This window comes from Frateuria defendens, assembly GCF_001182895.1.
Lineage (GTDB): Bacteria > Pseudomonadota > Gammaproteobacteria > Xanthomonadales > Rhodanobacteraceae > Frateuria_B > Frateuria_B defendens.
The window spans coordinates 1-22,975 of record NZ_LFQR01000016.1 but is presented as its reverse complement, the minus strand read 5'-3'; the positions used below and the strand labels follow the sequence as shown (position 1 = coordinate 22,975).

Genomic DNA, 22,975 nt, shown 5'->3' with positions numbered 1-22,975 from the left:
TCGATAGATCAGAGCATCCCCAGAAATCAGCCCCCCGTTCGCCTGAAGGTTCTGGTCGACCTTGGCACCAGGCATAGCGCATTGGTGCTCGGGGGCCCTTTCGTTCGCAGCGAAGTGGGGAAGGCTCTGGTTCAAGGTGGAATTTCGAAACAGATCGGACATGGCGTCGGCGGGGAGGTGCAGGGCACGGTTGCCCGCGTGCCGGAGGTTCGAGCCGGGTCAACGAGCTTCGGGGCATTGGAGGTAAGCATGACGTCCAACATCCCTGCCTTCGAGCAAGGTGTGATCGACGGGACGCTGGGTGTGCCGCTCTGGAGTGATGGCGTGATTACCTTCGATTATCCCGGTCGTCAGATCTGCATCACGCGCCAATGAACAAATATCCGGTGGGCTGGCCTCGGCCACGATCAAAGGAGAACATGATGACAACCAAGAAAACTACCCTGACGGCCGGTGCCAACAGGGGAATGGGCCTCGAAACCGCGTACCAAGGCGGCACGACACAGCAGGAACTGGCTGGGAAGAATGCTCTCGTGACGGGTGGCTCGCGCGGCATCGGCGCGGCGATTGCACTCGCGCTTTCCGATAAGGGGGCGGATGTAGCCGTGACGTATGAACGGTCTTCCGACAGCGCGGCGCAACTCGTTCGGGTGATCGAAGGCAAGGGGCGCAAGGCTGTCGCGATCCAGGCTGACAGCGCCGATCCAGGGGCAATACAGCGATCCGTGAACGAAGCCGTCCGCGCGCTGGGCGGTCTCGACATCCTCGTCAACAATGCCGCGATCGCGCGATACAACAATATTGCCGATTTCACGGTCGAAGATATCGATGCGCTGCTTGCGGTCAACGTGCGCGGGCCGGTGCTCGCGTCGAAAGCGGCCATTCCCCACCTCAAAGAAGGCGGTCGTATCATCAACATCGGTTCAGCGGGCGCGGATCGTATCGTTGGTGTACCCGGCACCGTCTATTACATGACCAAATCCGCGCTTCAGGCATTCAACCGCGGCCTCGCGCGCGAATTGGGATCGCGAGACATCACGGTAAATCTCGTTCAACCAGGATCGACAAATACCGACTCGAATCCTGAGACGGGCGAGTCTGCGGATTACCAGCGCAGCCTGATCCCCCTTGGCCGCTTCAATCAACCAGAGGATGTCGCGGCCGCGGTCGCCTTCCTCGCAACACCTGCCGCCCGGCAGATCACCGGGACGATCCTCACTGTGGACGGTGGCGCGCTTTCATAGAAGTGCGATGCAGTTGGTGGTCATCGGATGGAGGTCGGGTGACCCGTCGCGTACGCAGCAGCGGCATCGATGCGCGCTTCGTGCAGTTGGACACGGCCGGTGACGCGGGCGTTCGCGCCGCAGTTACCCGCATCAAGGCGTAAGCGACTGTATCGCAAAAAGTGGAACGGCCGCATCGAGGAATGGCTGTAGCGCTTCGATACGCATCAAGCGTCCCACTACGCTTGAAAAAGTAGTGAGGGGAATCGATGAAAGCTGCCATTTTCGACCGTCCTGGACCGCCAGAGGTGCTTCGTTACGCCGACGTTCCTGATCCGATCTGCCAGCGGGACGGCGTCGTCATCCGCGTCGAGGCCATCGCCATCGAAGGCGGCGACCTGATCAATCGGGCCTCCTCCATCCCACCAGATTCGTCCTTCGTGGTTGGTTTCGCGGCCGCAGGTGTGGTCATCGAGGTCGGCGAGAACGTTCCAGACCGGCAGGTGGGGCAGAAGGTCACCAGTTTCGATTTCGCCGGATCGCATGCCGAACTGCGCGCGGTTGCTGCCAGCCGGACATGGCCCTTACCGGAAGGCCTGGACATGACTGCGGCGGCGGCGCTGCCGATCGCGTTCGGGACGGCCCATCACTGCCTGTTCGCGCGTGGCGGCCTGAAGCGCGGTGAGACGGTCCTCATCCAGGCGGGGGCCGGCGGCGTTGGCGTCGCGGCCATCCAACTCGCACGTCGCGCAGGGGCCACGGTGCTTTCGACGGTCTCCGGCGCCGAGCGGGTCAACCGACTGATCGCGCTGGGGCTCGATCATGCGATCGACCATCGCGCGGTGGACGTGGTCGATGAGGTGGCCCGGCTCACGGATGGGCGGGGTGTCGACCTGGTCATCGACCCGGTCGGAACGACTTTGCGGACTTCCCTGGCGGTGCTCCGCCCGGAAGGACGTCTGGTCTTTGTCGGGAATGCCGGTGGACCGGAGCTCGCTCTCGATCTGTGGCCGGCGCTGCAGGCGAACCAATCGCTTTTCGGCGTCTTCATGGGGACACAGTTCGAGAAGCCGGACGTGTATGCAACGGTTGCCCGGATGCTGGAGCAGGCCGCGCTTGGCGAACTCGACGTGGTCATCGACCGCTCCTTTCCGCTCGCCGCAGCCGCCGAGGCTCACGCCTGCGCCGAAGGCAGTTCCCGGCTTGGGCGCATCATTCTCATTCCGTAGTCACTCGGGTCCATGCTTTCCGGCCCGGCGCTTCACGATAGGCCTATGTCAGGAAAACCGTGGCGAACGCGAACCGCTATCGAGGTATTGGCAGCTCGACCACGTAGGCATCCAGCGTGGCCATTCGGCCTTCCTCGAAAAGCCAGACGTCACAGTACGAAATTCCTTGCCAACGGCATCTTCAGCGCGATTTCGCCGAGTGCCGCCACGAACCGATCTTCGGCGATCATCTGCAAAGCCGGCCAGGGCTCCGAGGGCAGGCTGTTACGGGCGCCGGGCTGCTCATGCCTTGGCGATCACCTTCGCGAGCTCCGGAGCCTGTTCGAAACACTCGATCAGCAGTTCGGTGAGCGCCCGTACCTTCCGTGCGGGATGCTGGCTCGGTGGGCGAACGACATAGATGCCTGCCGAAGGTAGCGGATAACGCGTCATGATCGGAACGAGTGCGCCGGAGGCCACATGCTCGTCGGTAATGCCGTCGGGTAGCCAGGCGATGCCGAGTCCCGCGACTGCGGCGGAAGCGAGGGCCGTGGCGTCGTCCGCCTTGAAGCGCCCGCGCGGATTCACGGTGATGATCTCGTCGCCATCCATGAACTGCCAGGTTTCCGTTCCCTGCATGAGGGCCTCATGGGCAAGGATTTCCTCCGGCGTTTCAGGGGAGCCGTGCGCTTCGATGTAGCCCGGACTTGCAACGAGCTTGCCGTGGATCGGTCCGACGCGTCTCGCGATCAGGTTGGGCTTCTGGAGGTAGCCAACCCGGATCGCACAGTCGAAACCCTCTGCGATGAGATCGACGAAACGATCGCTGTAGCTGGTATGGATGCTGAGCCGTGGGTGGCGTTGCGCCAGTTTCGCGAGCACGGGGGCGAAGTGGGTCGGGCCGAAGGAAAGCGGCGCGGCGATTCGTAGCCGTCCACGAAGGTCATCGGCAGGCAGAATCGTCTCCCTGGCCACGTCGATCTCGGTGCAAGCCTTGGCTGCATGGTCTCGAAACGCGGCTCCGGCTTCTGTGAGGGAGGCGCCGCGGGTGGTGCGCGCAAGCAGCTGGACGCCAAGTTCCGCCTCGAGGCGGCCGAGCCGCCGGCTGACGATCGACTTGGATACGCCGAGCCGATGCGCCGCGGGGGAAACGCCGCCTGCATGGGCCACTTCCACGAATGTCCTCAGCTCTTCGATGTCCAACGTGGCGCTCCCGATTTCGTGGCACAGCTTGGCACGGAAAGTATCGATTATTCGTTCCAGTTTCCGCGACACAGTTCGACGCGAAAGGGCGCTACCGCATCCCGGACAGGAGTGACAAAGTTTGCCCCCGAGGCAATGCACCGATGACGCATGCCTGCACACCCATCTCACTCGTGACGACAGCAAAGGATGTATCCATGACTTTTCGCAATGGCCTTGATTCGCTCCTTCGTCCTGAAGACTCGGTACTCGTCCTGATCGACCACCAGCCGTACCAGCTCGCGAACCTCAACAGCCACGATCCGCAAGCTGTGGTCAACTACACGACCGCGCTGGCGAAGCTAGCAAAAGCCTTCAATGTTCCGACCATCCTCACCAGCGTGATCGCGGCGCGCGGTGGACTTCTCTTTAAGCAGATCACCGACGTATTTCCGGACCAGGAAGTCATCGATCGCACCTGGGTGAACACCTGGCAGGACGAGAATGTGGTGAGCGTCGTCAAGGCGACTGGCCGCAAGCAGCTGATCATCGCCGGCCTGTGGACCGAGGTCTGCGTCGCAATGCCTGTCATCCAGGCCGCCGGCGAAGGCTGGGACGTGACCGTGATCACCGACGCGTCGGGCGGGATTTCGAAGGAATCTCACGAGGTTGCCATCCAGCGAATGATCGCGGCCGGCGCGAACGTGATGACCGTGATGGCGCTCGCTGGCGAATGGCAACGTGATTGGGCGCGCACCGAGCATGTCGAGGAGCTGACCGAGATTCTCATCCAGCACTTCGGCGGCAGCGGCATCGCGTACCTGTGGGAGCAGCAGCTCTTGAATACCCCCGTCGAAAGCACCGCGCGCTAATAAAGGTGGATGGCGAGCATAGGCCAAGGCGCGTTGCGGCGCGCCGTTGGGATGTCGATGCTCGTCATCCCTTCTGCAGGTCATTGAGCGCGTCGAGTCGTCTGCCGTGCAGAGGCGAGGACCGAAGGAAGACCCGTCGGCTGGGGTATGTGGGTTGGCAGTTGGTCTCGGTTGCCGCGGCCTGCGCGACGCCGTTCGCGGCGAGCGCGCAGGTATCGACCAACTTGGAGCGCGCCCCGACACTGACGATCGAGCGCTATTCTGAAGATTGGTCCGCGCTCGCTAATCCCGCAAACCGCAAGGGGCGTTGGACAGAGCCATTCAAATACATCCCCCTCAGCGACGACGGCACGATCCATATCACGACCGGTGTCGAGGCGCGATCACGCTACGAAGGCTATGAGAATGTGAACTGGGGATCATCGCCAGACGACAGCTACGTCTGGAATCGTCTGATGCCCTACGCTGATCTTCACGTCGGGAAGGTCCGGATGTTTGTGCAGCCGATCCTGTCGGCGATATCAGGGACAGACCGTATGAAGGGGCCGGCAGACACGACTGGCGTCGACATGCTGCAGGCGTTTGTCGATGTCGAGGTTGCGGTGCCGGGTGACGCCTCGCTCCAACTATCGGCAGGACGAAAGCTGGTTTCGTTTGGATCGGGACGCTTCATCGACAGGCGGTATGGAACCGGCGTTCCGCTGCCCTTTGACGGATTTGAAGCGATCCTCACCGGCAAGACGCGTCGGTTGACCGGCTTCTACCTTCAGCCGGTCGACACGCGACTCGGGGGGTTCAACGATCGGCGCTCGCGCAATAAGCTGGTTTGGGGGGTTTACGCCACGCAGTGGCTCGACGCGAAGCATTTGAACGGCTTCGATGTCTATTACATCGGCCTGCGAGACCGAAACGCTATTTTCGACCAGGGCGTTGGCAAGCAGCTGGCGCACACCTTTGGTTCCAGAATCTTCGGAGACGACGGCGCCTGGCACTGGAACGTCGAGGCGGCGTTCCAGCTTGGCACATTTGCAGGTCACCGCTCGCAGGCGTGGGGCGCGGGAGCCGAGACGGGGTATCGCTTCCGGAGCACGCCGCTGCGACCGGAGATTGCTCTCACCGCCGATATCGTCTCGGGCGACGGCGATCCAGATGATCCGAAGCTGGGAACGCTGAACTCGCTTTTCCCGAACGGGAAGTATTTTGGGGCGCTTTCGCCGATCGGCCCGCGGAACCTCATTCACGTGCGCCCCTCGATCTCGGTGCAACCGCACAAGGATGTCGCGGTATCGCTGACCGTGGTGGCCTACTGGCGTCAGAGCACTGCTGACGGAATCTACTCCATCCCAGGGTTGCTAGTGCGCAGCGGTCGGCAAAGCGACGCGCGCTTTATTGGCAAACAGATCGAACTGGCCACAAGCTGGCAGGTGACATCAGAGCTGAACTTGACCGCGTCGCTTAGCGCTTTTGATCCCGGCCCGTTCATTCGCGACACTGGACCCGCGCGCACCATCAAGATGGCCGGCGCCCAGGCGACGTTCAGGTTCTGATCTTGCGGTCGCTGACGTCCAAGGCAGTCTCTTCAGCGGGCTACCTACAGCCTTCAACGATCTGTCGGCGTGCCTACCCTGCCGAATGCTTTCAAAGCAACGCAAGTCCTCACCGCCGACCACCCTCAATCTCAAGGGGATCATCCATGGCCGACTTCGTCCCGCCGGCACACAACAGCCTTTCACCCTTCGCCGACATGCGCGGCCATCACGTCGCGGTCCGCACCTGCGACCTTGAGGCGCTCAAGCGCTGGTATGTGGAGAAGCTGGATTTCCGCGTGGTCGCTGAATGGGACTACGCCCGCGCGAAGCTCGCCTTCATCGCCCCGCCGACCGACGATCATTTCTACATCGAGATCCTCGGCGGGGATGAGCCCGGTCCGCAGGACGTGCGGCCCTATACCGACCTCGGCAGCAGCCTCGCCTACGCTGGCTATCACCACTTCTGCCTCAACGTGGCCAATGTCGGTGCAACCGTCGAGGAGCTCCGGACGCGCGGTGTGAAAATCGTCGTCGAACCGTTCGTGGTCGAGGCGATCAGCCGCCGGGTCGCGTTCTTCGCCGATCCCTTCGGAAACCTGATCGAGCTAGCCGAGCTTCTCGCCTAGCCGGCACAGCCGAGCACCTTTGGGCACGAACCGAATAGGAGGACCAATGATGCAGATCGGCATCGACAGCTTTGCCGCGATATTGCCCGATCCCACGACCGGCGCGCTGCCGTCGGCGACCGACCGCATGGCCGACCTGCTCGACGAGGTCGAGGTCGCCGACCGGGTCGGGCTCGACGTGTTCGGAATCGGCGAACATCACCGCGCGGAATTCCTCGATTCCGCGCCGTCGATCATCCTCGCGGCGGCGGCGTCCCGCACCACTCAGATCAGGCTGACCAGCGCGGTGACGGTGCTGAGCGCGGTGGACCCCGTGCGTCTCTTCCAGGAGTTTGCGACGATCGACCTGATCTCCAAGGGGCGTGTCGAACTCGTCGTCGGACGCGGGTCGTTCGGCGAGGCCTTCCCGCTGTTCGGCCTCGATACGCGCGCCTACGACGACCTGTTCGCGGAGAACCTCGAACTCTTCTTGAAGCTCGGCGAGACGACCCACCCCACTTGGCAGGGCCGGTTTCGGCCAGCGCTGACCGGCCAGGGCGTCTTCCCGCGACCCCACCAACAGCGCCTGCCCGTCTGGCTCGGCGTCGGCGGCACGCCGCAGTCGTTCGCGCGTGCCGGCGCGCTCGGCCTTCCGTTGATGGTGGCCATCATTGGTGGCACGTTCGAACGCTTCCGGCCGGCGGTTGATCTCTACCGTGAGGCCGGCGCCCGAGCCGGACACGATCCGGCCACCTTGAAGGTCGGCATCCACGCGATGGGCTTCGTCGGCGAGACCGACGTTGCGGCGGGTGACGCCTTCTTCCCCGGCTGGTCCCATCTTACCGCCAAGGTCGGACGCGAACGCGGCTGGTCGCCTCCGACACGCGCGCAGTTCGACGACATGGCGGGCCCCAAGGGCGCGTTTCTGATCGGCAGTCCGGACACGGTTGCGGCGAAGATGCTGCGCGCCAGCGAGGTGCTTGGCGGCGTCTCGCGCATCACCTTCCAGATGAGCACCGCGTCACTCGAAACGGCGGCCATGAAGCGTTCGATCGAACTCCTGGGCACCGAGGTCGCGCCGATCGTCCGAGCGGCAAGCAAACAGGAGGAATGCCATGATTGAAATGCTTATCGAGCAGCGGCGTCGCAACCTCGGCGGCGGCTTCGAAGTGGGCCGCGTGCTGTCGTTCGCAAAGCGGCACATGGTGGGGCCCTTCATCTTCTTCGATCATATGGGGCCGCTCGACCTCGCGCCAGGACTTGACCGGAACATGGACATCCGGCCCCATCCGCACATCGGTCTTTGGTACAACCACCGCAGGCTGATGGAACCGCTCGGCCACATCCTCCCGCTGAAGCCGAAGAAGCCACACGCCATGCGGATGGGCGATGAACGAGAAGGCGCTCGACGAAACCAGCCCGCTCTATCTATCCGGCGCCTTGCTCGACGGCTGGTATGCGCCCAGCCTTCGCGGCGACGGGAATACGGGGCTCGGCCGGTGGAGCGAGGCGGACATCTATCAGTTCCTCAAGAGCGGACGCAACCGGCACGCCGTCGTCTTCGGCTCGATGACCGCCTACAACAATTCGACGCAGTTCATGGTGGACGACGATCTGAAGGCGATCGCGCGCTATCTCAAATCGCTGCCTGGCGATCCCGATAGAGACGGGGCGCCGTGGAAGTACGAACAAACGCCGGGTGGTGTCCTGGCCATGGGCGAGCGATCGAAGTTTCCCGGTGCGCAGACCTTCATGGCCCGGTGCAGCGCCTGCCATGGGCAGGACGGGCGCGGCCAGGGGCCGTGGATACCGCCCCTGGCCGGGAGCGCGTCGTCCATGGCGAAAGAGAACGCCTCCAGCATCAACGTTACCTTGAGCGGGTCGGGGCGGGTGGTCGCCAGCGGAGTCCCGGACGCCTATCGCATGCCTTCCTGCCGCAACCAGCTCTCCGACCGGGAGATTGCGGACGTGCTGACTTTCGTGCGGACGTCCTGGGGCAACCGGGGGGTACGGTGAAGCCGGAGGACGTGAAGAACCTTCGCGAGCGGACGAATCCCGCGGGCAGCGAGGTCATCGTCCTGCAGATGCGTTGACGGCCGAGCTGCAAGCCGGCCGTCCATCCGCTCGACGGGGCTGCCTAGAGATCCAGCTCGGCGCTGGCCATCAAGGTGCGCGGGGTGCCGAAGTAGGCCGTGTTGGCGCCGGGGCTGCCGATGATGTTGCCGTCGGCGATCGACGAGTAGTAGTGCTTGTCGGTGGCGTTGACCACCTGGGCGCGCACGGTCAGTGCGTGGTGCAGGAACGGCGTGGTGTAGCGGGCGCCGACGTCCAGGGTGGCGAAGGAGGGCGCGAAGCTGTCGTTGGTATTGGTCGCCTCGCGGCGACTTTCGAAGTGCGCCGTGCCGATCAGGGCGAAGCCCGCCAGGAAGTCGGGGTGGTAGTCCAGCGAGACGTCGCTCTTGACGTGCGGCACGCCGACCACGAGCTTGCCGCTGGTGTCGGGCACGCGGGTGTCGAGCAGCCGCGCGTCGATGTAGGTCACGCCGCCGAGGATGCCAAGCTGGGGCGTGAGATCGCCCTGGGCGAAGAGTTCCACGCCGCGGTTGCGCTGCGGGCCCACCACCGCGAACACATTGCTGGCCGGGTCGGTCTCGGCCAGCGGGCGGGTCATGCGGAAGGCGGCCGCGGTCAGCAGCAGCCGGTCCGTGGAGTCGTACTTGAGCCCGGCCTCGTACTGCTTGTCGCGCCGCGCTGGACCAGGCCGCGGGCGGTGGGCCGCTTGAGCACGTAGTTGAACACGCCGGCCGGCGTCTGCGGCCCGTACAGCGAGCCGGCCAAGCCGTTCAGCACCTCGATGCCGCCGAGGTTCTCGGCGGCGATGGCGGTGGTGCCGACCACGTTGAGGCCGTCCAGGCGGGTGTTCTGCACGATCGAGCCCTGGAAGCCGCGCGACTGCGGGCGCGACACTTCCAGGCCCTGCTGGTCGCGCGGATTTCCACGGACGGCAGGTTGCGCAGCGCGTCGTTGAGGGTCCTTGCCTGCTGGTTCACCAAGGAGCTGTTCGGGCAGCACCGTCAGCGAGGCCGGGGTGTCCTTGATCGGGCGGTCGCCGAGCGGGCCAAGGCTGCTTTTCCGGTGTGATACCGGGTCCGGGTGGCGTAGCCCTCGGTGGCGGTGACGTGGACGGCATCGAGCCTGTGTGCGGCGGGCTGCTCGGTTTGCGGCGCAGGCGCATTTTGCGCTTTCACGTTGGCGACCAAGGCCGCCATCAGTGCGGTGGTCAGGCTACGGATTTTCATGCGGACTTTGTGCTGCGGAGGAAGAGCAGAGGGCGAGGCCCACGGCTCTTTTCATCCTTGCACAGTGAGGGTGGCCTCGTGGCGGATATTCCCTGCATGTGGCTATGAACGGCAGCGATGAATGGAGCTGCCGGGACTGGCCCGGAGTCTCCTGCATCCCGCGATCCAGGGGGCCGGCCATCACATGTCTTTGACCCTGGCGCCGGTGCTTCGGGAGGACTGGCGTCCAACGCCCGCGCGCTGCTAGCCTAAGCACGTTGACGTGGGTGGGTTCCAGTCCCGGTTGCTCCATTGCCGCTTCCCTGCCTGTCGGGAAGCAGCGGCTTGGGGCGGCGGTTTCCGGGTTCGCCACACGCTCCACTTTTCGTCTCCTCCTCGTCCCCACCGAGCGCGCCCGAATCTGTATGACGGATGTGATTACCCTCGGTTGGCGGGAGCGCCTGGCTTTGCCGCAGTTCGGCATCGCCCTGCTGAAGGCCAAGCTCGACACCGGCGCGCGCAGCAGCGCGCTACACGTGGACGCGCTGCAGCCGTTCGAGCGCGACGGTCGCACCTGGCTGCGCTTCGACATCCAGACCGGCCGGCATCCGCCGCTCGTGGTCCGCTGCGAGGCGCCGGCACAGGACCGGCGCATGGTCACCAGCTCCGCCGGCCATCGCGCGCAGCGCTGGTTCATCCGCAGCGAGGTGGTATTGGCGGGGCGGCGCTTCGAGATCGACATCAGCCTGGCGGACCGCCGCCACATGCTGTTCCCGATGCTGCTGGGGCGCACCGCCCTGCAGGGCCGCTTCGCGGTCGATCCGGGACGTTCCTACACGCAGTCGAAACACGCCAGGCTGGAGCGCGGGTGAAGATCGCCATTCTTTCGCGCAACGCGCGCCTGTATTCGACGCGCCGCCTGGTCGAGGCCGCCCGCGAGCGCGGCCACGTGGTGCGCGTGCTCGACCCGTTGCGTTGCTACGTGCGCATCGCCTCCAACGGCATGGCGATCCGCTACAAGGGCAAGGCGCTGCGCGACATCGACGCGGTGCTGCCGCGCATCGGCACCAGCAGCACCTTCTACGGCACCGCGGTGCTGCGCCAGCTGGAAATGATGGGCGTGTACACGCCCAACCCCTCCGACGCGGTGCTGCGCGCGCGCGACAAGCTGCGCTGCCTGCAGCTGCTCGCCGCGCAGGGCATCCCGATGCCGGCCACCGTGTTCGGCGACAACCCGGACGACACCAGCGACCTGCTGGCCCTGCTCGGCGAGCCGCCGCACGTGATCAAGCTCAACGAGGGCAGCCAGGGCACCGGCGTGGTGCTGGCGGAGAAGCTGGCGGCCTCGCAGAGCGTGATCGAGGCCTTCCGCGGCCTCTACGCCAACTTCGTGGTGCAGGAGTTCATCGCCGAGGCCGGCGGGCGCGACCTGCGCTGCTTCGTGGTCGGCGGCAAGGTGGTGGCGGCGATGCAGCGGGTGGCGGAGCCGGGCGAGTTCCGCGCCAACCTGCACCGGGGCGGCAGCGCCGCCAAGGCCACGCTGAGCGCGGAGGAGCGGCGCATCGCCGTGCGCGCCGCCGAGGCGCTGGGGCTGGGCATCGCGGGCGTGGACCTGCTGCGCTCGGAGCGCGGGCCGCTGCTGCTGGAAGTGAACGCCTCGCCCGGTCTGGAAGGCATCGAGGCGGCCAGCGGCGTGGACGTCTCCTCGCACATCATCCGTCACCTCGAGAAGCACGTGGGCGCGTGAGCGCCGGGCAGGGCGGTTAACGTCGGGCTGAGCATCGGTTAACCCCACCCTAACCGGGTCGTACCTATAAAGGTTCCACTGCGATTTGCTTGGCACTGCAACCTCGAAGGTTTTGGTGGCAGCAGATTTCGGTATCGGGGCAGTAGCTTGATACCCGGGCGGCGCGACTTGCGCGCCCGGGTTTTTTCTTGCCCGTCTTCCGTGTTCAGTCACCGGCGGACGTCTTTCCCCACCCAACTTGTTAAGCTTGGCGCTCGACGGCCTCGGGCCGGGCGGCACACGGAGTAGCGCATGCGCGTACTGGTGATCGAAGACAACAGTGATCTGGCAACCAACATCGGCGACTACCTGGAGGACCGCGGCCACGTGGTGGATTTCGCCGGCGACGGCGTCACCGGGCTGCACCTGGCGGTGGTGCACGATTTCGACGTGATCGTGCTGGACCTGACCCTGCCGGGCATGGACGGCCTCGACGTCGCCAAGAAGCTGCGCCACGAGGCGCACAAGCAGACGCCGGTGCTGATGCTGACCGCGCGCGACGCGCTGGAGCAGAAGCTCTCCGGCTTCGAGTCCGGCGCCGACGACTACATGACCAAGCCGTTCGCGCTGCAGGAGCTGGCCGCGCGGCTGGAGGTGCTGGCGCGCCGCGGCAAGGGCCCGCAGAGCCGCGTGCTCAAGGTGGCCGACCTCACCTACAACCTGGACACGCTCACCGTCACCCGTGACGGCAAGTCGATCCAGCTAAACCCCATCGGCCTCAAGCTGTTGCAGGCGCTGATGGAGGCCAGCCCCTCGGTGGTCACGCGGCAGGACCTGGAGCAGAAGGTGTGGGGCGAGGAACTGCCCGATTCGGATTCCCTGCGCGTGCACATCCACGGCCTGCGTGCGGCGATCGACAAGCCGTTCGACAAGCCGCTGATCCACACGCGGCACGGCATCGGCTACAGGATGGTCGATCCGGATGCAGTCCAGGCGTAAGCTGCGGTTCCGCCTCATCCTGAGCTTCGCGCTGTTCGGCTTCGGCCTCAGTGCGCTGTTCGCCGTGGCGTCGCTGGACATCCGTTCGCGGGTGGAAAGCCAGCTGGTCAATTCCAGCTTGATGGACGATGCGCAATGGGCCTACGAGCAGGCCCGGCGGGGGAAGCCGGTCGCCTCGCGCCTGCTGACCGGCGCGCAGTACAGCGAGCGCACCATCTACCACGCGCCGCTGAACTGGCAGAACCTGGATGCCGGCGTCCACGACATCTATGAGCCGGGCGACGACGGCCAGAACCATCATTACAAGCTGGCGGTCTACAAGAACGACGGCATCATCACCTTCGTCCGCTACGACGTCTCGCGCGACGATTTGGGACGGCGGCAGCTGATCACCGCCGTAGTCACCGCCGTGGTGCTGTTCAGTCTGTTGTCCCTGGCTATCGGCCTGTGGCTCTCGCGCAAGGTGCTCAAGCCGCTCAGCCAGCTGGCCGCGCGCCTGCGCGAGTTCCGCAAGGCGGGCAAGGCCGAGCCCCTGGCGCCGTATTTCGCCGACGACGAGGTCGGCGAGTTGGCCCAGGCGCTGGACGACTACGCCAACCGCCTCACCGCCATGGTCGAGCGCGACCGCGAATTCAACTCCGACGTCAGCCACGAGCTGCGCACGCCGCTGGCGGTGATCGCCAGCACCACCGAGCTGGTGCTCGGCTCGCCCGACCTCACCGACAAGCTGCGCGAGCGCTTGAAGCGCATCGAGCGCTCCTCGCGCCAGGCCACCGAGCTGATCGAGGCGCTGCTGCTGCTCTCGCGCGCCGAGCGGCGCGGGCCCACGCGCGGGGAGATCACCGAGGTGGCGAAGGTGGCCGCCGACGTGATCGAGAGCCAACGCCCGCAGATGCGCGACAAGCCGCTGTCGATCGAGCTGCACGCGGGCGAGAAGCCGCTCACCGTCAACGCGCCGGCCTCGGTGCTATCGGTGGCGCTGACCAACCTGATCGGCAACGCCATCAAGTACACGCTGGAAGGCCTGGTGCGGGTCGAGGTGGGCGGCGACCGCATCGAGGTGATCGACACCGGCCCCGGCATCAAGCCGGAGGACGCCGAGCGCCTGTTCCAGCGTGGCGTGCGCGGCGAGGGCGCCGGCGGCAGCGGCGCGGGCCTGGGCCTCGCCATCGTGCGGCGGCTGTGCGAGCTGTACGGCTGGGAGGTGTCGATGCGCCCGCGCACCGACAGCAACGGGGCGATCGCCAGCATCGTGTTCGGTTGAGGCTGGCGAGCAGCCCGATGTTTCCGCCCGCCCTGTAGACACTCTGTGCCGAGTCAAGCCTCCCCGGAAACGATCCAACGCCCACCTCATCGGGGGCCAGGGGAACATACAAGGAGCGCGCCTTGCGCGCGACAAGCCCACGCAGCGGTGTCGCCGCCGCACCCCGGTCGCGCGCAAGGCGCGTTCCTACAAGGCGGGAGCGTGTGTTTCAGCCGCCCGGCCGCAGCCACAGGCAGCCGGCGCGGCGCACCACGGCGAAGCGGGTGGCCGCTTCGCCGCCGCTGCCGTCGCGCACGGCGGTGCGCACCGTGAGGCCGGTGATCGCGGGCGGCGCGTCGCCGGCCGCGGCGGCGCTGGACAGCGTGCCGCTGGTGCCGGCCTCCTGGGCGGCGTCGTAGGCGTCCACGTCCAGCAGGGGCTGGCGCACCAGCGCGGCCAGCCCGCGCAGGTCGGCCACGGTGGAACGGCCGCCGCGGCCGCCCCACAGCATCAGCCCGGCCAACTGGTTCGGATCGCGCGTGGCGAAGGCGTCGGCCACGCTTTGCTTGAGCGCTTGCGCATCGGCGGCGCAGCGCGCGGGCGCGATGCGTTCGGCGATGCGTTCGGTGGCCGGGGAGGGCGGGGCGGCCGCCGGCGCGTCCGGCGCCGGCGTGGCCTTGAGGTCGGCGCAGGCGCGGTCGGTGAAGACGAGCTGGCCGTCGGCGCCGAGGCAGCGGTGGATGTCCTGCGCCCGGCCGGCGACGGCGCCGAACAGCAGGAGGGGCAACAGCAGAAGTGCACGCATCGCGGCAGCATAGCCGGCCGCGGCGCGCGGATCAGTGAAGTTGCGCCAGCACCGCTAGGGTCGCGCGGGCGCGGTTCAAGGTATAGAAGTGCAGCGCCGGCGCGCCGCCCTCGAGCAGGCGGCGGCACAGCTGCGCCACCACCTCGGCGCCGAGCGCGCGCACCGAGTCGGCGTCGTCGCCGTAGGCCTGCATGCGCTTGACGATCCAGCGCGGGATCTCCGCGCCGCAGCCCTCGGAGAAGCGCCGGAGCTGGCCGAAATTGGCGATCGGCATGATGCCGGGCACGATCGGCACGTCCACGCCCAGCCGGTGCGCGTCCTCGACGAAGCGGAAGTAGGCGTCGGGGTTGAAGAAGTACTGCGTGATGGCGCCGTTGGCGCCGGCCTCCACCTTGGCCTTGAAGTGCTTGAGGTCGGCGAGCGCGTCCTCCGCCTGCGGGTGGGTTTCCGGGTAGGCCGCCACCTCGATGTGGAAGTGGTCGCCCGAGTGCTGGCGGATGAAGCGCACCAGCTCGGCGGCGTAGCGGAAGTCGCCGGGGCTGGCCATGCCCGAGGGCAGGTCGCCGCGCAGCGCCACGATGCGGCGGTAGCCGGCGGCGCGGTAGCCGTCCAGCAGCGCGCCGATCTCGGCGCGGGTGCCGCCCATGCAGGAGAGGTGCGGCGCCACGTTGAGCCCGTGCGCGCGGTGCAGGTGGTCCACCGTCTCGCCGGTGTAGCTCAGCGTGGAGCCGCCGGCGCCGAAGGTCACCGAGGCGTACTCGGGGCCCTGCGCCTTGAGCTGCTGCGCGGCGCGGTCGAGCTGCACGCGCTGCTCCTCGGTCTTGGGCGGAAAGAATTCGAAGCTGATCGGCGGCATCGCGCGCGGTTCCCGGAAGGCAAGTCAGAGGGGATTATATATCTCTCATTCGCGATGAAAAGATGTTTATACGGCTGGACGGCCCTTTGCAGCGGCCGCGACCGCAAGTCGAGGGCGACCCGCGCGGCCCGGCCCGCCCGACAGCGCTTTGTGTCCGTAGTAGCGTCGCCCCACGCGCACAGGCCAGGGGGATGGCCATGAAGGCGACGGTGGATCGGGGGAGTCCGGGCCCGGTTCGCGGGCTGCGTTGTGTGTGGCGTGGAAACGAAAGGCGGCGCCGCCTCGCGCGGACGATCCGGCGGGCCGGGCTCGCCGCGTCGGCGTGCCTCGCCGCCGCGTGCGGGACGCTCTATCCGCACAAGCCGTGGACGACGAACGAGGATCTGCTCAAGGCCGGCAGCGCGGTGTCCGTGCGGCCGGTCGACAGCGTGGCGACCGCCCGGCAACTGGTCGCCGGCCTGGCCGTGCTGCTCAACGAGGCGGCGAACAACCGCCGCACGGCCAGGGCGTGGCCAACGAGGTCGCTTTCTACGGCACCTTCGTCGCCGTGGCCGGCATCGCCGCGGACAACATCGCGGCCCGCAACGCGGGCGCGGGCGCGGCTTCCCTCGGCGCGATCGTGGGCGGCCACTACCGCTTCGAGGAACAGCGCGCCACCTTCGCCCGGGCAGCCGCACGCACGCAGTGCGTGCAGGAGGCCTTCGCGCCGATCGACAGCGAGGCCACGCGGCGGCTGTTCCCGGCGGACTTCGGCAACAACGACGTGCGGGACGCCTACGACGCCATCCCCGCCAGAACCGTCGGCGTGGTGGCGGCGATCGGCCGCGAGCTGGACAGCGCGCTCGACGGGATCGCGCTCACCGCGCCCACGCTGGACGACCTCAACAAGCTCGTCGCCGCCAGCAACGAGGCGGCGAACAGGACGCAGGAGGCGAACAAGAACCTCGCGCCTTCGCCCGCGACGCAGGCCAGGCTGCGGGGCAAGGAACTGGCGCTCGCCGGGGCCGAAGCCGGGATGAAGGGGAGCCAGGACAAGGCCAAGGCAGGCCGCCTGTTGCCGGCGGCGCTCCTCGCGGCGATGGCCGCGGGCCGGGCCGACAAGGAACAACTCCAGCAGGAACTGGCGAAACTCGCGGCCGACGCCGCGGCCGAGGAAGACCGCAAGCGGGTGTTCCAGGCGGCCGTCATCGGCTTCGCCAAGAACGTCGACAACTGCCTCGTGCTGATCGAGCCCTAGCGGGCCTGAGGTGCTCGCGGATCGTCCGCGGCGCACGCAAAAAAGGCCCCGCCGGAGCGGGGCCTTGGCTGTGGTGCATGGCGCGGAGGCGCCGCCGGCGCTCAGTAGCGGTAGTGCTCCGGCTTGAACGGGCCTTCCACCGGCACGCCGAGGTACTCGGCCTGGGCCGGGGTGAGCGCGGTCAGCTTCACGCCGATCTTCTCCAGGTGCAGCCGCGCCACTTCCTCGTCCAGCTTCTTGGGCAGGCGGTAGACGGTGTGCTCGTAGAAGTCCTTGTTGGCCCACAGGTCGATCTGCGCCAGCGTCTGGTTGGCGAAGGAGTTGGACATCACGAAGCTCGGGTGGCCGGTGGCGCAGCCGAGGTTCACCAGGCGGCCCTCGGCCAGCAGGAAGATCGCGCGGCCGTCGGGGAACACGTACTTGTCCACCTGCGGCTTGATGTTGATCCTGGCGATGCCGGGGAAGTTGACCAGCGCGTCGACCTGGATCTCGTTGTCGAAGTGGCCGATGTTGCACACGATGGCCTGGTCCTTCATGGCCTGCATGTGCTCGATGCGGATGATGTCCTTGTTGCCGGTGGTGGTGACGTAGATGTCGGCCTGGCCCAGGGTGCTCTCCACCGTGTTGACCTCAAAGCCCTCCATCGCCGCCTGCAGCGCGCAGATCGGGTCGATCTCGGTCACGATCACGCGGGCGCCGTAGGCGCGCAGGCTGTGCGCCGAGCCCTTGCCCACGTCGCCGTAGCCGCACACCACGGCCACCTTGCCGGCCAGCATCACGTCCATCGCGCGCTTGAGGCCGTCGGCCAGCGACTCGCGGCAGCCGTAGAGGTTGTCGAACTTGCTCTTGGTCACCGAGTCGTTGACGTTGATCGCCGGCACCAGCAGCTTGCCGGCCTCGGCCAGCTGGTAGAGGCGGTGCACGCCGGTGGTGGTTTCCTCCGAGACGCCCTTCCAGTCCTTCACCACGCGGGTCCAGTAGCCGGGGCGCTCGCGGGCCACGCGCTTGAGCAGGTTCTTGATCACCTGCTCCTCGTGCGAGGCGGCGGGTTCGTCCACCCACTTGGAGCCGTGCTCCAGCTCGTAGCCCTTGTGGATCAAGAGCGTCACGTCGCCGCCGTCGTCCACCACCAGTTCGGGGCCGAGCAGGGTGCCGTCGGCGGCGGTGAAGGTGAGCGCGGCGAGCGTGCAGTCCCAGTATTCCTCCAGCGTCTCGCCCTTCCAGGCGAACACCGGGGTGCCGGTGGCGGCGATCGCCGCGGCGGCGTGGTCCTGGGTGGAGAAGATGTTGCACGAGGCCCAGCGCACGTCGGCGCCGATGTCCTTGAGCGTCTCGATCAGCACCGCGGTCTGGATCGTCATGTGCAGCGAGCCGGTGACGCGCACGCCGGCCAGCGGTTGGCTGGCGGCGTACTTGCGGCGGATCGACATCAGGCCCGGCATCTCGTGCTCGGCGATGTCGAGCTCCTTGCGGCCCCAGTCGGCGAGCGAGATGTCGGCGACCTTGTAGTCCTGGCGGGCGGGGGTGTTGGCGACAGCGTTCATGGATAGCTCCGGTTCGGATGGCTGGACGTCCGGCCGCGGGAGACGGGACGTGCGACCGGGCGCCGTTGTTGCGCATGCGCGCCGAGCCTGGCCGTGGCGGCCCGCATCCTGCGATGCAGGCCTCGCGGAACGGATCCGCGCGACGGTCGCAGCGCCCCTCGACGTGCAAGAGGCGACATTGTAGCGGCAAGTGGCCGCGCTCGCGCGCCAGCGCAGGCGCGGCACGACGTTGTAGGCTTGGAGGATCCCCATTGGAGAGCGTTATGGAAGCAGTCCGCGACCCCGACTACCTGCCGCACGACGGCCCCCTGCGCGAGGACGTCAGCCGGCTCGGCGCGATGGTCGGGCGCATGCTGGCCGAGCAGGAGGGCGAGGCCTTCTTCCAGCGGGTGGAGTCGGTGCGCACGGCGGCCATCCGCCGCCGTCGCGAGGGCGCGCCGGTGGCGGCGCTGGCCGCGTCGCTGGCCGACCTCGCGCCGCACGACGCCGAGGCGCTGGCGCGTGCCTTCGCCACCTACTTCCAGGCGGTGAACATCGCCGAGCGCGTGCACCGCATCCGCCGTCGCCGCGACTACCAGCGCGCCGGCGACGCGCCGCAGCCGGAGTCGCTGCTCGACGCGCTGGGCCGGCTGAAGGCGCAGGGCGTGGCCGCGGAGGAGCTGCTCGGCTGGCTCGGGCGCATGCAGGTGGAGCCGGTGTTCACCGCGCACCCCACCGAGGCGATGCGCCGCTCGCTGCTGGAGAAGGAGCAGGCCATCGTGCGCGCGCTGGTGGACAACTTCGACCCCAGCCGCACGCCGCAGGAGAGCGCCGAGGACGCCGACCGCATCTTCATGGCGCTGTCCGCCGGCTGGCAGACCGCCGAGGCCTCGCCGGTGCGCCCCAGCGTGCAGGACGAGCACGACCACGTCGGCTTCTACCTCGCCAACCCGATCTACCGCATCGTGCCGGCCTTCTACGAGGAACTGGCCGAGGCGCTGCAGCAGGTCTACGGCGTGGACGCGCCGCTGCCGCGCCTGCTCGCCTTCGCCACCTGGGTGGGCGGCGACATGGACGGCAACCCCAACGTGGGCGCCGACACCATCGCCGGCAGCCTGGGCACCCAGCGCGCGCACGTGCTGGAGCGCTACATCGAGGACGTGGCCGGCCTGGCGCGCCTGCTCAGCCAGACCGACGACCGCGTGGGTGTCGCCCCGCTCCTGCTCGAACGCCTGGCCGACTACCGCGAGCGCTTCCCGCAGGCCGCCGCGCGCATCCGCCCGCGCCACGTCGACATGCCCTACCGCTGCCTGCTCACCCTGATCCAGGCGCGGCTGGAGGCCACCCACGAGGACGGCCACCCGGACGGCTACCCGTCCGCGGTCGAGCTGCTCGACGACCTCGAACTGATCGAGCGCAGCCTGCTCGGCCACCACGGCCTGCATGCCGGCGCCTATGCCGTGCGGCGCATGATCTGGCGCGTGCGCACCTTCGGCTTCCACCTGGCGCGGCTGGACGTGCGCCAGGATTCGCGCGTGCACGACGATGCGCTGGCCGCGCTGTTCGGCGACGAGGGCTGGCCGCAGCGCGACGCCGGCGAGCGCGCCGCGCGCCTGCGCGACTACGCCAGCGGCACGGCGCGCTTCGAGATCGGCCACGCCGAGGTGGTGAAGTCGCTCTACGACGTGTTCGCCACCCTGGGCGACGCGCGCCGCCGCTACGGCAGCGAGGCGCTGGGCCTGTACATCATCAGCATGGCGCGCTCGGCGGCGGACGTGCTGGCGGTGCTGGCGTTGGCCCGCTATGGCGGGCTGGTCGAGCCGGCGGCTTCCCTCGGCGAGCAAAGCCCTGGCCAGGCCGCGGCGAGCACCCGCCCCTCGCCTCAATCCTCTCCTCGATCCTCAGAGCCGGCGCCATCCATGGCGCCTCCCCGCGTGCCTCCGGGGGGAGAGGAGGCAAACGCAAAAGGCCATGTTCCCCTGGACATCGCCCCGCTGTTCGAGACAGTGGACGACCTGAAGAGCGCGCCGGCCACCCTGCGCGCGCTGCTGGAGGACCCGGTCTACCGCCAGCACCTCGCCGCACGCGGCGACCGCCAGTGGGTGATGCTCGGCTACTCGGACAGCGGCAAGGACGGCGGCACCCTGGCCTCGCGCTGGGGCCTGCAGCGCGGCCAGGTGGAACTGCTCGAAGTGGCCGAGGCCTACGGTATCCGGCTGGCCTTCTTCCACGGCCGCGGCGGCTCGGCCAGCCGCGGCGGCGCGCGCATCGCGCCGGCGCTGATGGCCTCGCCGCGCGGCTCGGTGGCCGGCGTGCTGCGCGTCACCGAGCAGGGCGAGGTGATCCACCGCAAGTACGGCATCCGCGCGCTGGCGCTGCGCAACCTGGAGCAAACCGTGGGCGCGGTGCTGCGCGCCTCGCTGCGTCCGCGCGCGGCCGACCCGCGCGCGCCGGAATGGCGCGCGCGCATGCACGCGCTGGCCGCCGACAGCCGCCGCCACTACCGCGCCTTCGTCGACCGCGAGGGCTTCATCGACTACTTCCGCAGCGCCACGCCCATCGACGTGATCGAGCGCATGGCGCTGGGCTCGCGTCCCTCGCGCCGGCGCAGCATGCGCGGCGTGGAGGACCTGCGTGCGATCCCGTGGGTGTTCGCCTGGACCCAGTGCCGCTCCATCATCACCGGCTGGTACGGCCTGGGGTTCGCGCTGGAGCAGGGCGCCGCGCGCTTCGGCGAGGCGGCCCTGCTGGAGATGGCGCGCGACTGGCCGTTCTTCGCCAACATGCTCGACGACGTGGACATGGTGCTGGCCAAGTGCGACCTCGACATCGCCGAGGCCTTCTCTCGGTTGTCCGGGCCGCTGCACGAGCCGTTCTTCGCCCTGATCCGCGAGGAGTTCGAGCGCACCCGCGCCTGGCTGCTCAAGCTCAAGGGCGCGGCCGGGCTGCTGGAGGACAACCCGCGGCTGGCGGTATCCATCCGTCTGCGCAATCCTTACGTGGACCCGATGAGCCTGCTGCAGGTGGACCTGCTGCAACGCTGGCGCGCCGCCGGCAGCCAGGACGATGCACTGCTGCACGCGCTGGTGGCCTGCGTGAACGGCGTGTCGCAGGGCCTGCAGAACACGGGTTGAGGGGAAACGCCCCGGCGGATGCCGGGGCGACAGTGGCAGGAGCGCGTTCCGGGGCGGCGGCCAGGAGCCCGGCCCGGTGTCCCATGGATGGCATTTCCGGCCTGCGGAACGTCCGCTGGGTCAAGCCAGAACATGCACTTAGGTCAACCAATTGATGCTTGACCTCTAGATTTGAGACGACTTTCACATTAAGGTCGCGCGCTAGGGTTACGCGCCAGGAGCCGAGGAACGCCCGGATGCCCATCGAATCCATCAAACCGGGCCGGCTGCTGGACCGGCTGTGCGGTGCCGCCCTGGCGGTCCTGCTGCTGTGCGCCCTGGCGGGCAAGGCCCACGCGGGCTACGCCACCATCGTGCTCGACGCCTCCAGCGGCGAGGTGCTCAACGCGGTCAACCCCGACGAGCCCAATCATCCGGCCTCGCTGACCAAGATGATGACGCTCTACCTCACCTTCCAGGCGCTGGAGAGCGGGCGGCTCAAGCTCGACCAGCAGCTGCCGGTGTCGGCCCTGGCGGCGAACAAGGCGCCGACCAAGCTCGGCCTGCGCGCCGGGCAGACCGTCTCGGTGCAGGACTGCATCCTCGGCATGATCACCAAGTCGGCCAACGACGCCGCCACCGTGGTGGCCGAGGCCCTGGGCGGCTCCGAGGCGCATTTCGTCGAGACGATGAACGCCCAGGCGCTGATGCTCGGCATGACCAACACCCGCTTCGCCAGCGCCTCGGGCCTGCCCGACCCGGACGACGCCACCACCGCGCGCGACATCGGCCGGCTGGCCATGGCGCTGTACAAGGATTTCCCGCGCGAGGCGCCGTACTTCGCCACCCGCGAGTTCAACTTCAACGGCCGCCTCGTGCAGGGCCACAACCACCTGATGGACCGCTACCCCGGCATGGACGGGCTGAAGACCGGCTTCACCAACGCCGCGGGCTTCAACCTGGCCTCGACCGCCACGCGCGACGGCCGCCGCCTGTTCGGCGTGGTGCTGGGCGGGCGCACCTCGGAGGCGCGCGACCAGCTGATGGCGCGCCTGCTGGACGACGGCTTCGGGCACCGCCAGACCCCGGAAACCCTGGTGGCCGCCTCGGGCATGCGCGAGCGCGGCGTGGCGCGGCGCATGCTGGCGGCGCTCTCGCCGATCAGCACCGCCGAGGCCGAGCCGGCCCCGGCCCACAAGGCGAGGCCCGTGCGCCGTACCGTGTCGGGCAAGGCGTCGGCGCGCAGCGTGCGCCTCGCCGCTTGCAGCGTGCGCGGGAAGACCCGCGCCAACGGCTGCGTGCATGGCGCGCACACGCCGCATCCGGAGCGCGCGACCAAGCTCGCGCGCCGCGGTGGTGCCAAGAAGCCGACCCCGCCGGTTGTGCGGCAGAAGCACGACGACTGACGCGCCTAGTTGCTGCCTGCAGGGTGGTCTGCGTGGGAGTGACCGCGTAGTGGTGCGGCCGTGATCTTGGAACCTGTTCACGATCTCCCTGCGGGTGTCCGCCAGGGAGGGTTCGCTGTGTTCTTGAAGCGTTATTGCATACTGGCCGGCCTTCGGCCGGGGTTTCGCTC

The 22,975-nt window shown here is 67.9% G+C and carries 22 protein-coding genes and 1 riboswitch; of the genes, 15 read left to right on the top strand and 7 right to left on the bottom strand.

What is annotated here, in order from left to right:
• The 3 genes from ACH65_RS20715 to ACH65_RS03120 all read left to right on the top strand — a co-directional run.
• Positions 1-375: hypothetical protein (locus tag ACH65_RS20715; RefSeq protein WP_237561422.1), on the top strand; the 375-nt coding region annotated here is incomplete at its 5' end.
• Positions 376-422: 47 nt separating this feature from the next.
• Positions 423-1,244: a 3-oxoacyl-ACP reductase family protein gene (locus tag ACH65_RS03125; protein WP_202594130.1), complete on the top strand. Its 822-nt coding sequence runs from the start codon at positions 423-425 to the stop codon at positions 1,242-1,244.
• A 248-nt stretch (positions 1,245-1,492) separates the two neighbouring features.
• Complete coding sequence (locus ACH65_RS03120; protein WP_049621118.1) at positions 1,493-2,452, top strand: quinone oxidoreductase family protein; 960 nt, start codon at positions 1,493-1,495, stop codon at positions 2,450-2,452.
• Positions 2,453-2,734: 282 nt separating this feature from the next.
• Here ACH65_RS03120 and ACH65_RS03115 read toward each other — a convergent pair whose 3' ends face one another.
• Positions 2,735-3,634: a LysR family transcriptional regulator gene (locus ACH65_RS03115; RefSeq protein WP_049621117.1), complete on the bottom strand. Its 900-nt coding sequence runs from the start codon at positions 3,632-3,634 to the stop codon at positions 2,735-2,737.
• Positions 3,635-3,831: 197 nt separating this feature from the next.
• Here ACH65_RS03115 and ACH65_RS03110 point away from each other — a divergent pair, with 197 nt between their 5' ends.
• From ACH65_RS03110 to ACH65_RS03090, 5 genes are all read left to right on the top strand, one after another.
• Entirely contained in the window at positions 3,832-4,485 is a 654-nt protein-coding gene (locus tag ACH65_RS03110) for a hydrolase (RefSeq protein WP_049621116.1), read from the top strand.
• A 149-nt stretch (positions 4,486-4,634) separates the two neighbouring features.
• Positions 4,635-6,032: an alginate export family protein gene (locus ACH65_RS03105; RefSeq protein ID WP_049621115.1), complete on the top strand. Its 1,398-nt coding sequence runs from the start codon at positions 4,635-4,637 to the stop codon at positions 6,030-6,032.
• A gap of 146 nt (positions 6,033-6,178) precedes the next feature.
• Positions 6,179-6,640, top strand: coding sequence for a VOC family protein (locus ACH65_RS03100; RefSeq protein WP_049621114.1), 462 nt, complete (start codon positions 6,179-6,181; stop codon positions 6,638-6,640).
• 46 nt (positions 6,641-6,686) lie between these two features.
• Entirely contained in the window at positions 6,687-7,742 is a 1,056-nt protein-coding gene (locus tag ACH65_RS03095) for an LLM class flavin-dependent oxidoreductase (RefSeq protein ID WP_202594129.1), read from the top strand.
• A 266-nt stretch (positions 7,743-8,008) separates the two neighbouring features.
• Positions 8,009-8,635 (top strand): c-type cytochrome, encoded by a 627-nt coding sequence (locus ACH65_RS03090; protein WP_202594128.1) that lies wholly within the window; start codon positions 8,009-8,011, stop codon positions 8,633-8,635.
• Between the two features lie 121 nt (positions 8,636-8,756).
• On the opposite strand, the gene ACH65_RS03085 is transcribed toward ACH65_RS03090, so the two are convergent.
• From ACH65_RS03085 to ACH65_RS19600, 3 genes are read right to left on the bottom strand one after another with little or no spacing between them, the layout of a single operon-like run.
• Positions 8,757-9,311 (bottom strand): TonB-dependent receptor domain-containing protein, encoded by a 555-nt coding sequence (locus tag ACH65_RS03085; RefSeq protein ID WP_237561423.1) that lies wholly within the window; start codon positions 9,309-9,311, stop codon positions 8,757-8,759.
• The gene (locus ACH65_RS03080; RefSeq protein ID WP_161805580.1) at positions 9,308-9,691 is read right to left on the bottom strand and encodes a TonB-dependent receptor plug domain-containing protein; all 384 of its coding nucleotides are present in this window, start codon (positions 9,689-9,691) and stop codon (positions 9,308-9,310) included. Before ACH65_RS03080 ends, ACH65_RS03085 begins: the two co-directional genes overlap by 4 nt.
• A 2-nt stretch (positions 9,692-9,693) precedes the next feature.
• Positions 9,694-9,918 (bottom strand): hypothetical protein, encoded by a 225-nt coding sequence (locus ACH65_RS19600; RefSeq protein ID WP_153242455.1) that lies wholly within the window; start codon positions 9,916-9,918, stop codon positions 9,694-9,696.
• A 404-nt stretch (positions 9,919-10,322) separates the two neighbouring features.
• Between ACH65_RS19600 and ACH65_RS03075 the strand changes: the two genes are divergently transcribed.
• The 4 genes from ACH65_RS03075 to ACH65_RS03060 all read left to right on the top strand — a co-directional run bounded on the left by ACH65_RS03075 (position 10,323) and on the right by ACH65_RS03060 (position 13,886).
• Positions 10,323-10,769, top strand: coding sequence for an ATP-dependent zinc protease family protein (locus ACH65_RS03075; protein ID WP_049621111.1), 447 nt, complete (start codon positions 10,323-10,325; stop codon positions 10,767-10,769).
• Positions 10,766-11,644 carry a 30S ribosomal protein S6--L-glutamate ligase gene (gene rimK, locus ACH65_RS03070; protein WP_049621110.1) on the top strand — a complete coding sequence of 293 codons (879 nt, stop codon included), beginning with the start codon at positions 10,766-10,768 and terminating at the stop codon, positions 11,642-11,644. Before ACH65_RS03075 ends, rimK begins: the two co-directional genes overlap by 4 nt.
• A gap of 291 nt (positions 11,645-11,935) precedes the next feature.
• On the top strand, positions 11,936-12,622 hold the full coding sequence (locus tag ACH65_RS03065; protein WP_049621109.1) for a response regulator transcription factor: 687 nt from the start codon (positions 11,936-11,938) through the stop codon (positions 12,620-12,622).
• Positions 12,606-13,886 (top strand): sensor histidine kinase, encoded by a 1,281-nt coding sequence (locus ACH65_RS03060; protein WP_049621108.1) that lies wholly within the window; start codon positions 12,606-12,608, stop codon positions 13,884-13,886. The genes ACH65_RS03065 and ACH65_RS03060 overlap by 17 nt, the downstream gene beginning before the upstream one ends.
• 208 nt (positions 13,887-14,094) lie before the next feature.
• Here the strand turns inward: ACH65_RS03060 and ACH65_RS03055 are convergent, their stop codons facing one another.
• Complete coding sequence (locus ACH65_RS03055; RefSeq protein ID WP_049621107.1) at positions 14,095-14,670, bottom strand: DUF4124 domain-containing protein; 576 nt, start codon at positions 14,668-14,670, stop codon at positions 14,095-14,097.
• 31 nt (positions 14,671-14,701) lie between these two features.
• Positions 14,702-15,526, bottom strand: coding sequence for a methylenetetrahydrofolate reductase [NAD(P)H] (gene metF, locus ACH65_RS03050; protein WP_049621106.1), 825 nt, complete (start codon positions 15,524-15,526; stop codon positions 14,702-14,704).
• Positions 15,527-15,890: 364 nt separating this feature from the next.
• On the opposite strand from metF, the gene ACH65_RS03045 reads away from it, so the two are divergent.
• Complete coding sequence (locus ACH65_RS03045; protein ID WP_153242454.1) at positions 15,891-16,763, top strand: hypothetical protein; 873 nt, start codon at positions 15,891-15,893, stop codon at positions 16,761-16,763.
• 101 nt (positions 16,764-16,864) lie between these two features.
• On the opposite strand, the gene ahcY is transcribed toward ACH65_RS03045, so the two are convergent.
• A complete protein-coding gene (ahcY, locus tag ACH65_RS03040; RefSeq protein ID WP_049621104.1) occupies positions 16,865-18,307 on the bottom strand; it encodes an adenosylhomocysteinase in 1,443 nt (480 codons plus the stop codon).
• A 50-nt stretch (positions 18,308-18,357) separates the two neighbouring features.
• Positions 18,358-18,473: riboswitch (S-adenosyl-L-homocysteine riboswitch) on the bottom strand.
• A 97-nt stretch (positions 18,474-18,570) separates the two neighbouring features.
• On the opposite strand from ahcY, the gene ACH65_RS20710 reads away from it, so the two are divergent.
• Together ACH65_RS20710 and ACH65_RS03030 are read left to right on the top strand one after the other, a co-directional pair.
• On the top strand, positions 18,571-21,420 hold the full coding sequence (locus ACH65_RS20710) for a phosphoenolpyruvate carboxylase (protein ID WP_049621103.1): 2,850 nt from the start codon (positions 18,571-18,573) through the stop codon (positions 21,418-21,420).
• Between the two features lie 236 nt (positions 21,421-21,656).
• Entirely contained in the window at positions 21,657-22,805 is a 1,149-nt protein-coding gene (locus tag ACH65_RS03030; RefSeq protein WP_053096131.1) for a D-alanyl-D-alanine carboxypeptidase family protein, read from the top strand.
• The last annotated feature ends 170 nt before the right edge of the window (positions 22,806-22,975 follow it).

Excerpts from the sequence above, each read along its gene's own strand:
- metF (WP_049621106.1), bottom strand. The coding sequence starts at position 15,526 with ATGCCGCCGATCAGCTTCGAATTCTTTCCGCCCAAGACCGAGGAGCAG.
- ACH65_RS03030 (WP_053096131.1), top strand. The coding sequence starts at position 21,657 with ATGCCCATCGAATCCATCAAACCGGGCCGGCTGCTGGACCGGCTGTGC.
- ahcY (WP_049621104.1), bottom strand. The coding sequence starts at position 18,307 with ATGAACGCTGTCGCCAACACCCCCGCCCGCCAGGACTACAAGGTCGCC.
- ACH65_RS03060 (WP_049621108.1), top strand. The coding sequence starts at position 12,606 with ATGCAGTCCAGGCGTAAGCTGCGGTTCCGCCTCATCCTGAGCTTCGCG.
- ACH65_RS03065 (WP_049621109.1), top strand. The coding sequence starts at position 11,936 with ATGCGCGTACTGGTGATCGAAGACAACAGTGATCTGGCAACCAACATC.
- ACH65_RS03095 (WP_202594129.1), top strand. The coding sequence starts at position 6,687 with ATGATGCAGATCGGCATCGACAGCTTTGCCGCGATATTGCCCGATCCC.
- ACH65_RS03125 (WP_202594130.1), top strand. The coding sequence starts at position 423 with ATGACAACCAAGAAAACTACCCTGACGGCCGGTGCCAACAGGGGAATG.
- ACH65_RS03055 (WP_049621107.1), bottom strand. The coding sequence starts at position 14,670 with ATGCGTGCACTTCTGCTGTTGCCCCTCCTGCTGTTCGGCGCCGTCGCC.
- ACH65_RS20710 (WP_049621103.1), top strand. The coding sequence starts at position 18,571 with ATGGAAGCAGTCCGCGACCCCGACTACCTGCCGCACGACGGCCCCCTG.
- ACH65_RS03100 (WP_049621114.1), top strand. The coding sequence starts at position 6,179 with ATGGCCGACTTCGTCCCGCCGGCACACAACAGCCTTTCACCCTTCGCC.
- ACH65_RS03110 (WP_049621116.1), top strand. The coding sequence starts at position 3,832 with ATGACTTTTCGCAATGGCCTTGATTCGCTCCTTCGTCCTGAAGACTCG.
- ACH65_RS03120 (WP_049621118.1), top strand. The coding sequence starts at position 1,493 with ATGAAAGCTGCCATTTTCGACCGTCCTGGACCGCCAGAGGTGCTTCGT.
- ACH65_RS03090 (WP_202594128.1), top strand. The coding sequence starts at position 8,009 with ATGAACGAGAAGGCGCTCGACGAAACCAGCCCGCTCTATCTATCCGGC.
- ACH65_RS19600 (WP_153242455.1), bottom strand. The coding sequence starts at position 9,918 with ATGAAAATCCGTAGCCTGACCACCGCACTGATGGCGGCCTTGGTCGCC.
- ACH65_RS03075 (WP_049621111.1), top strand. The coding sequence starts at position 10,323 with ATGACGGATGTGATTACCCTCGGTTGGCGGGAGCGCCTGGCTTTGCCG.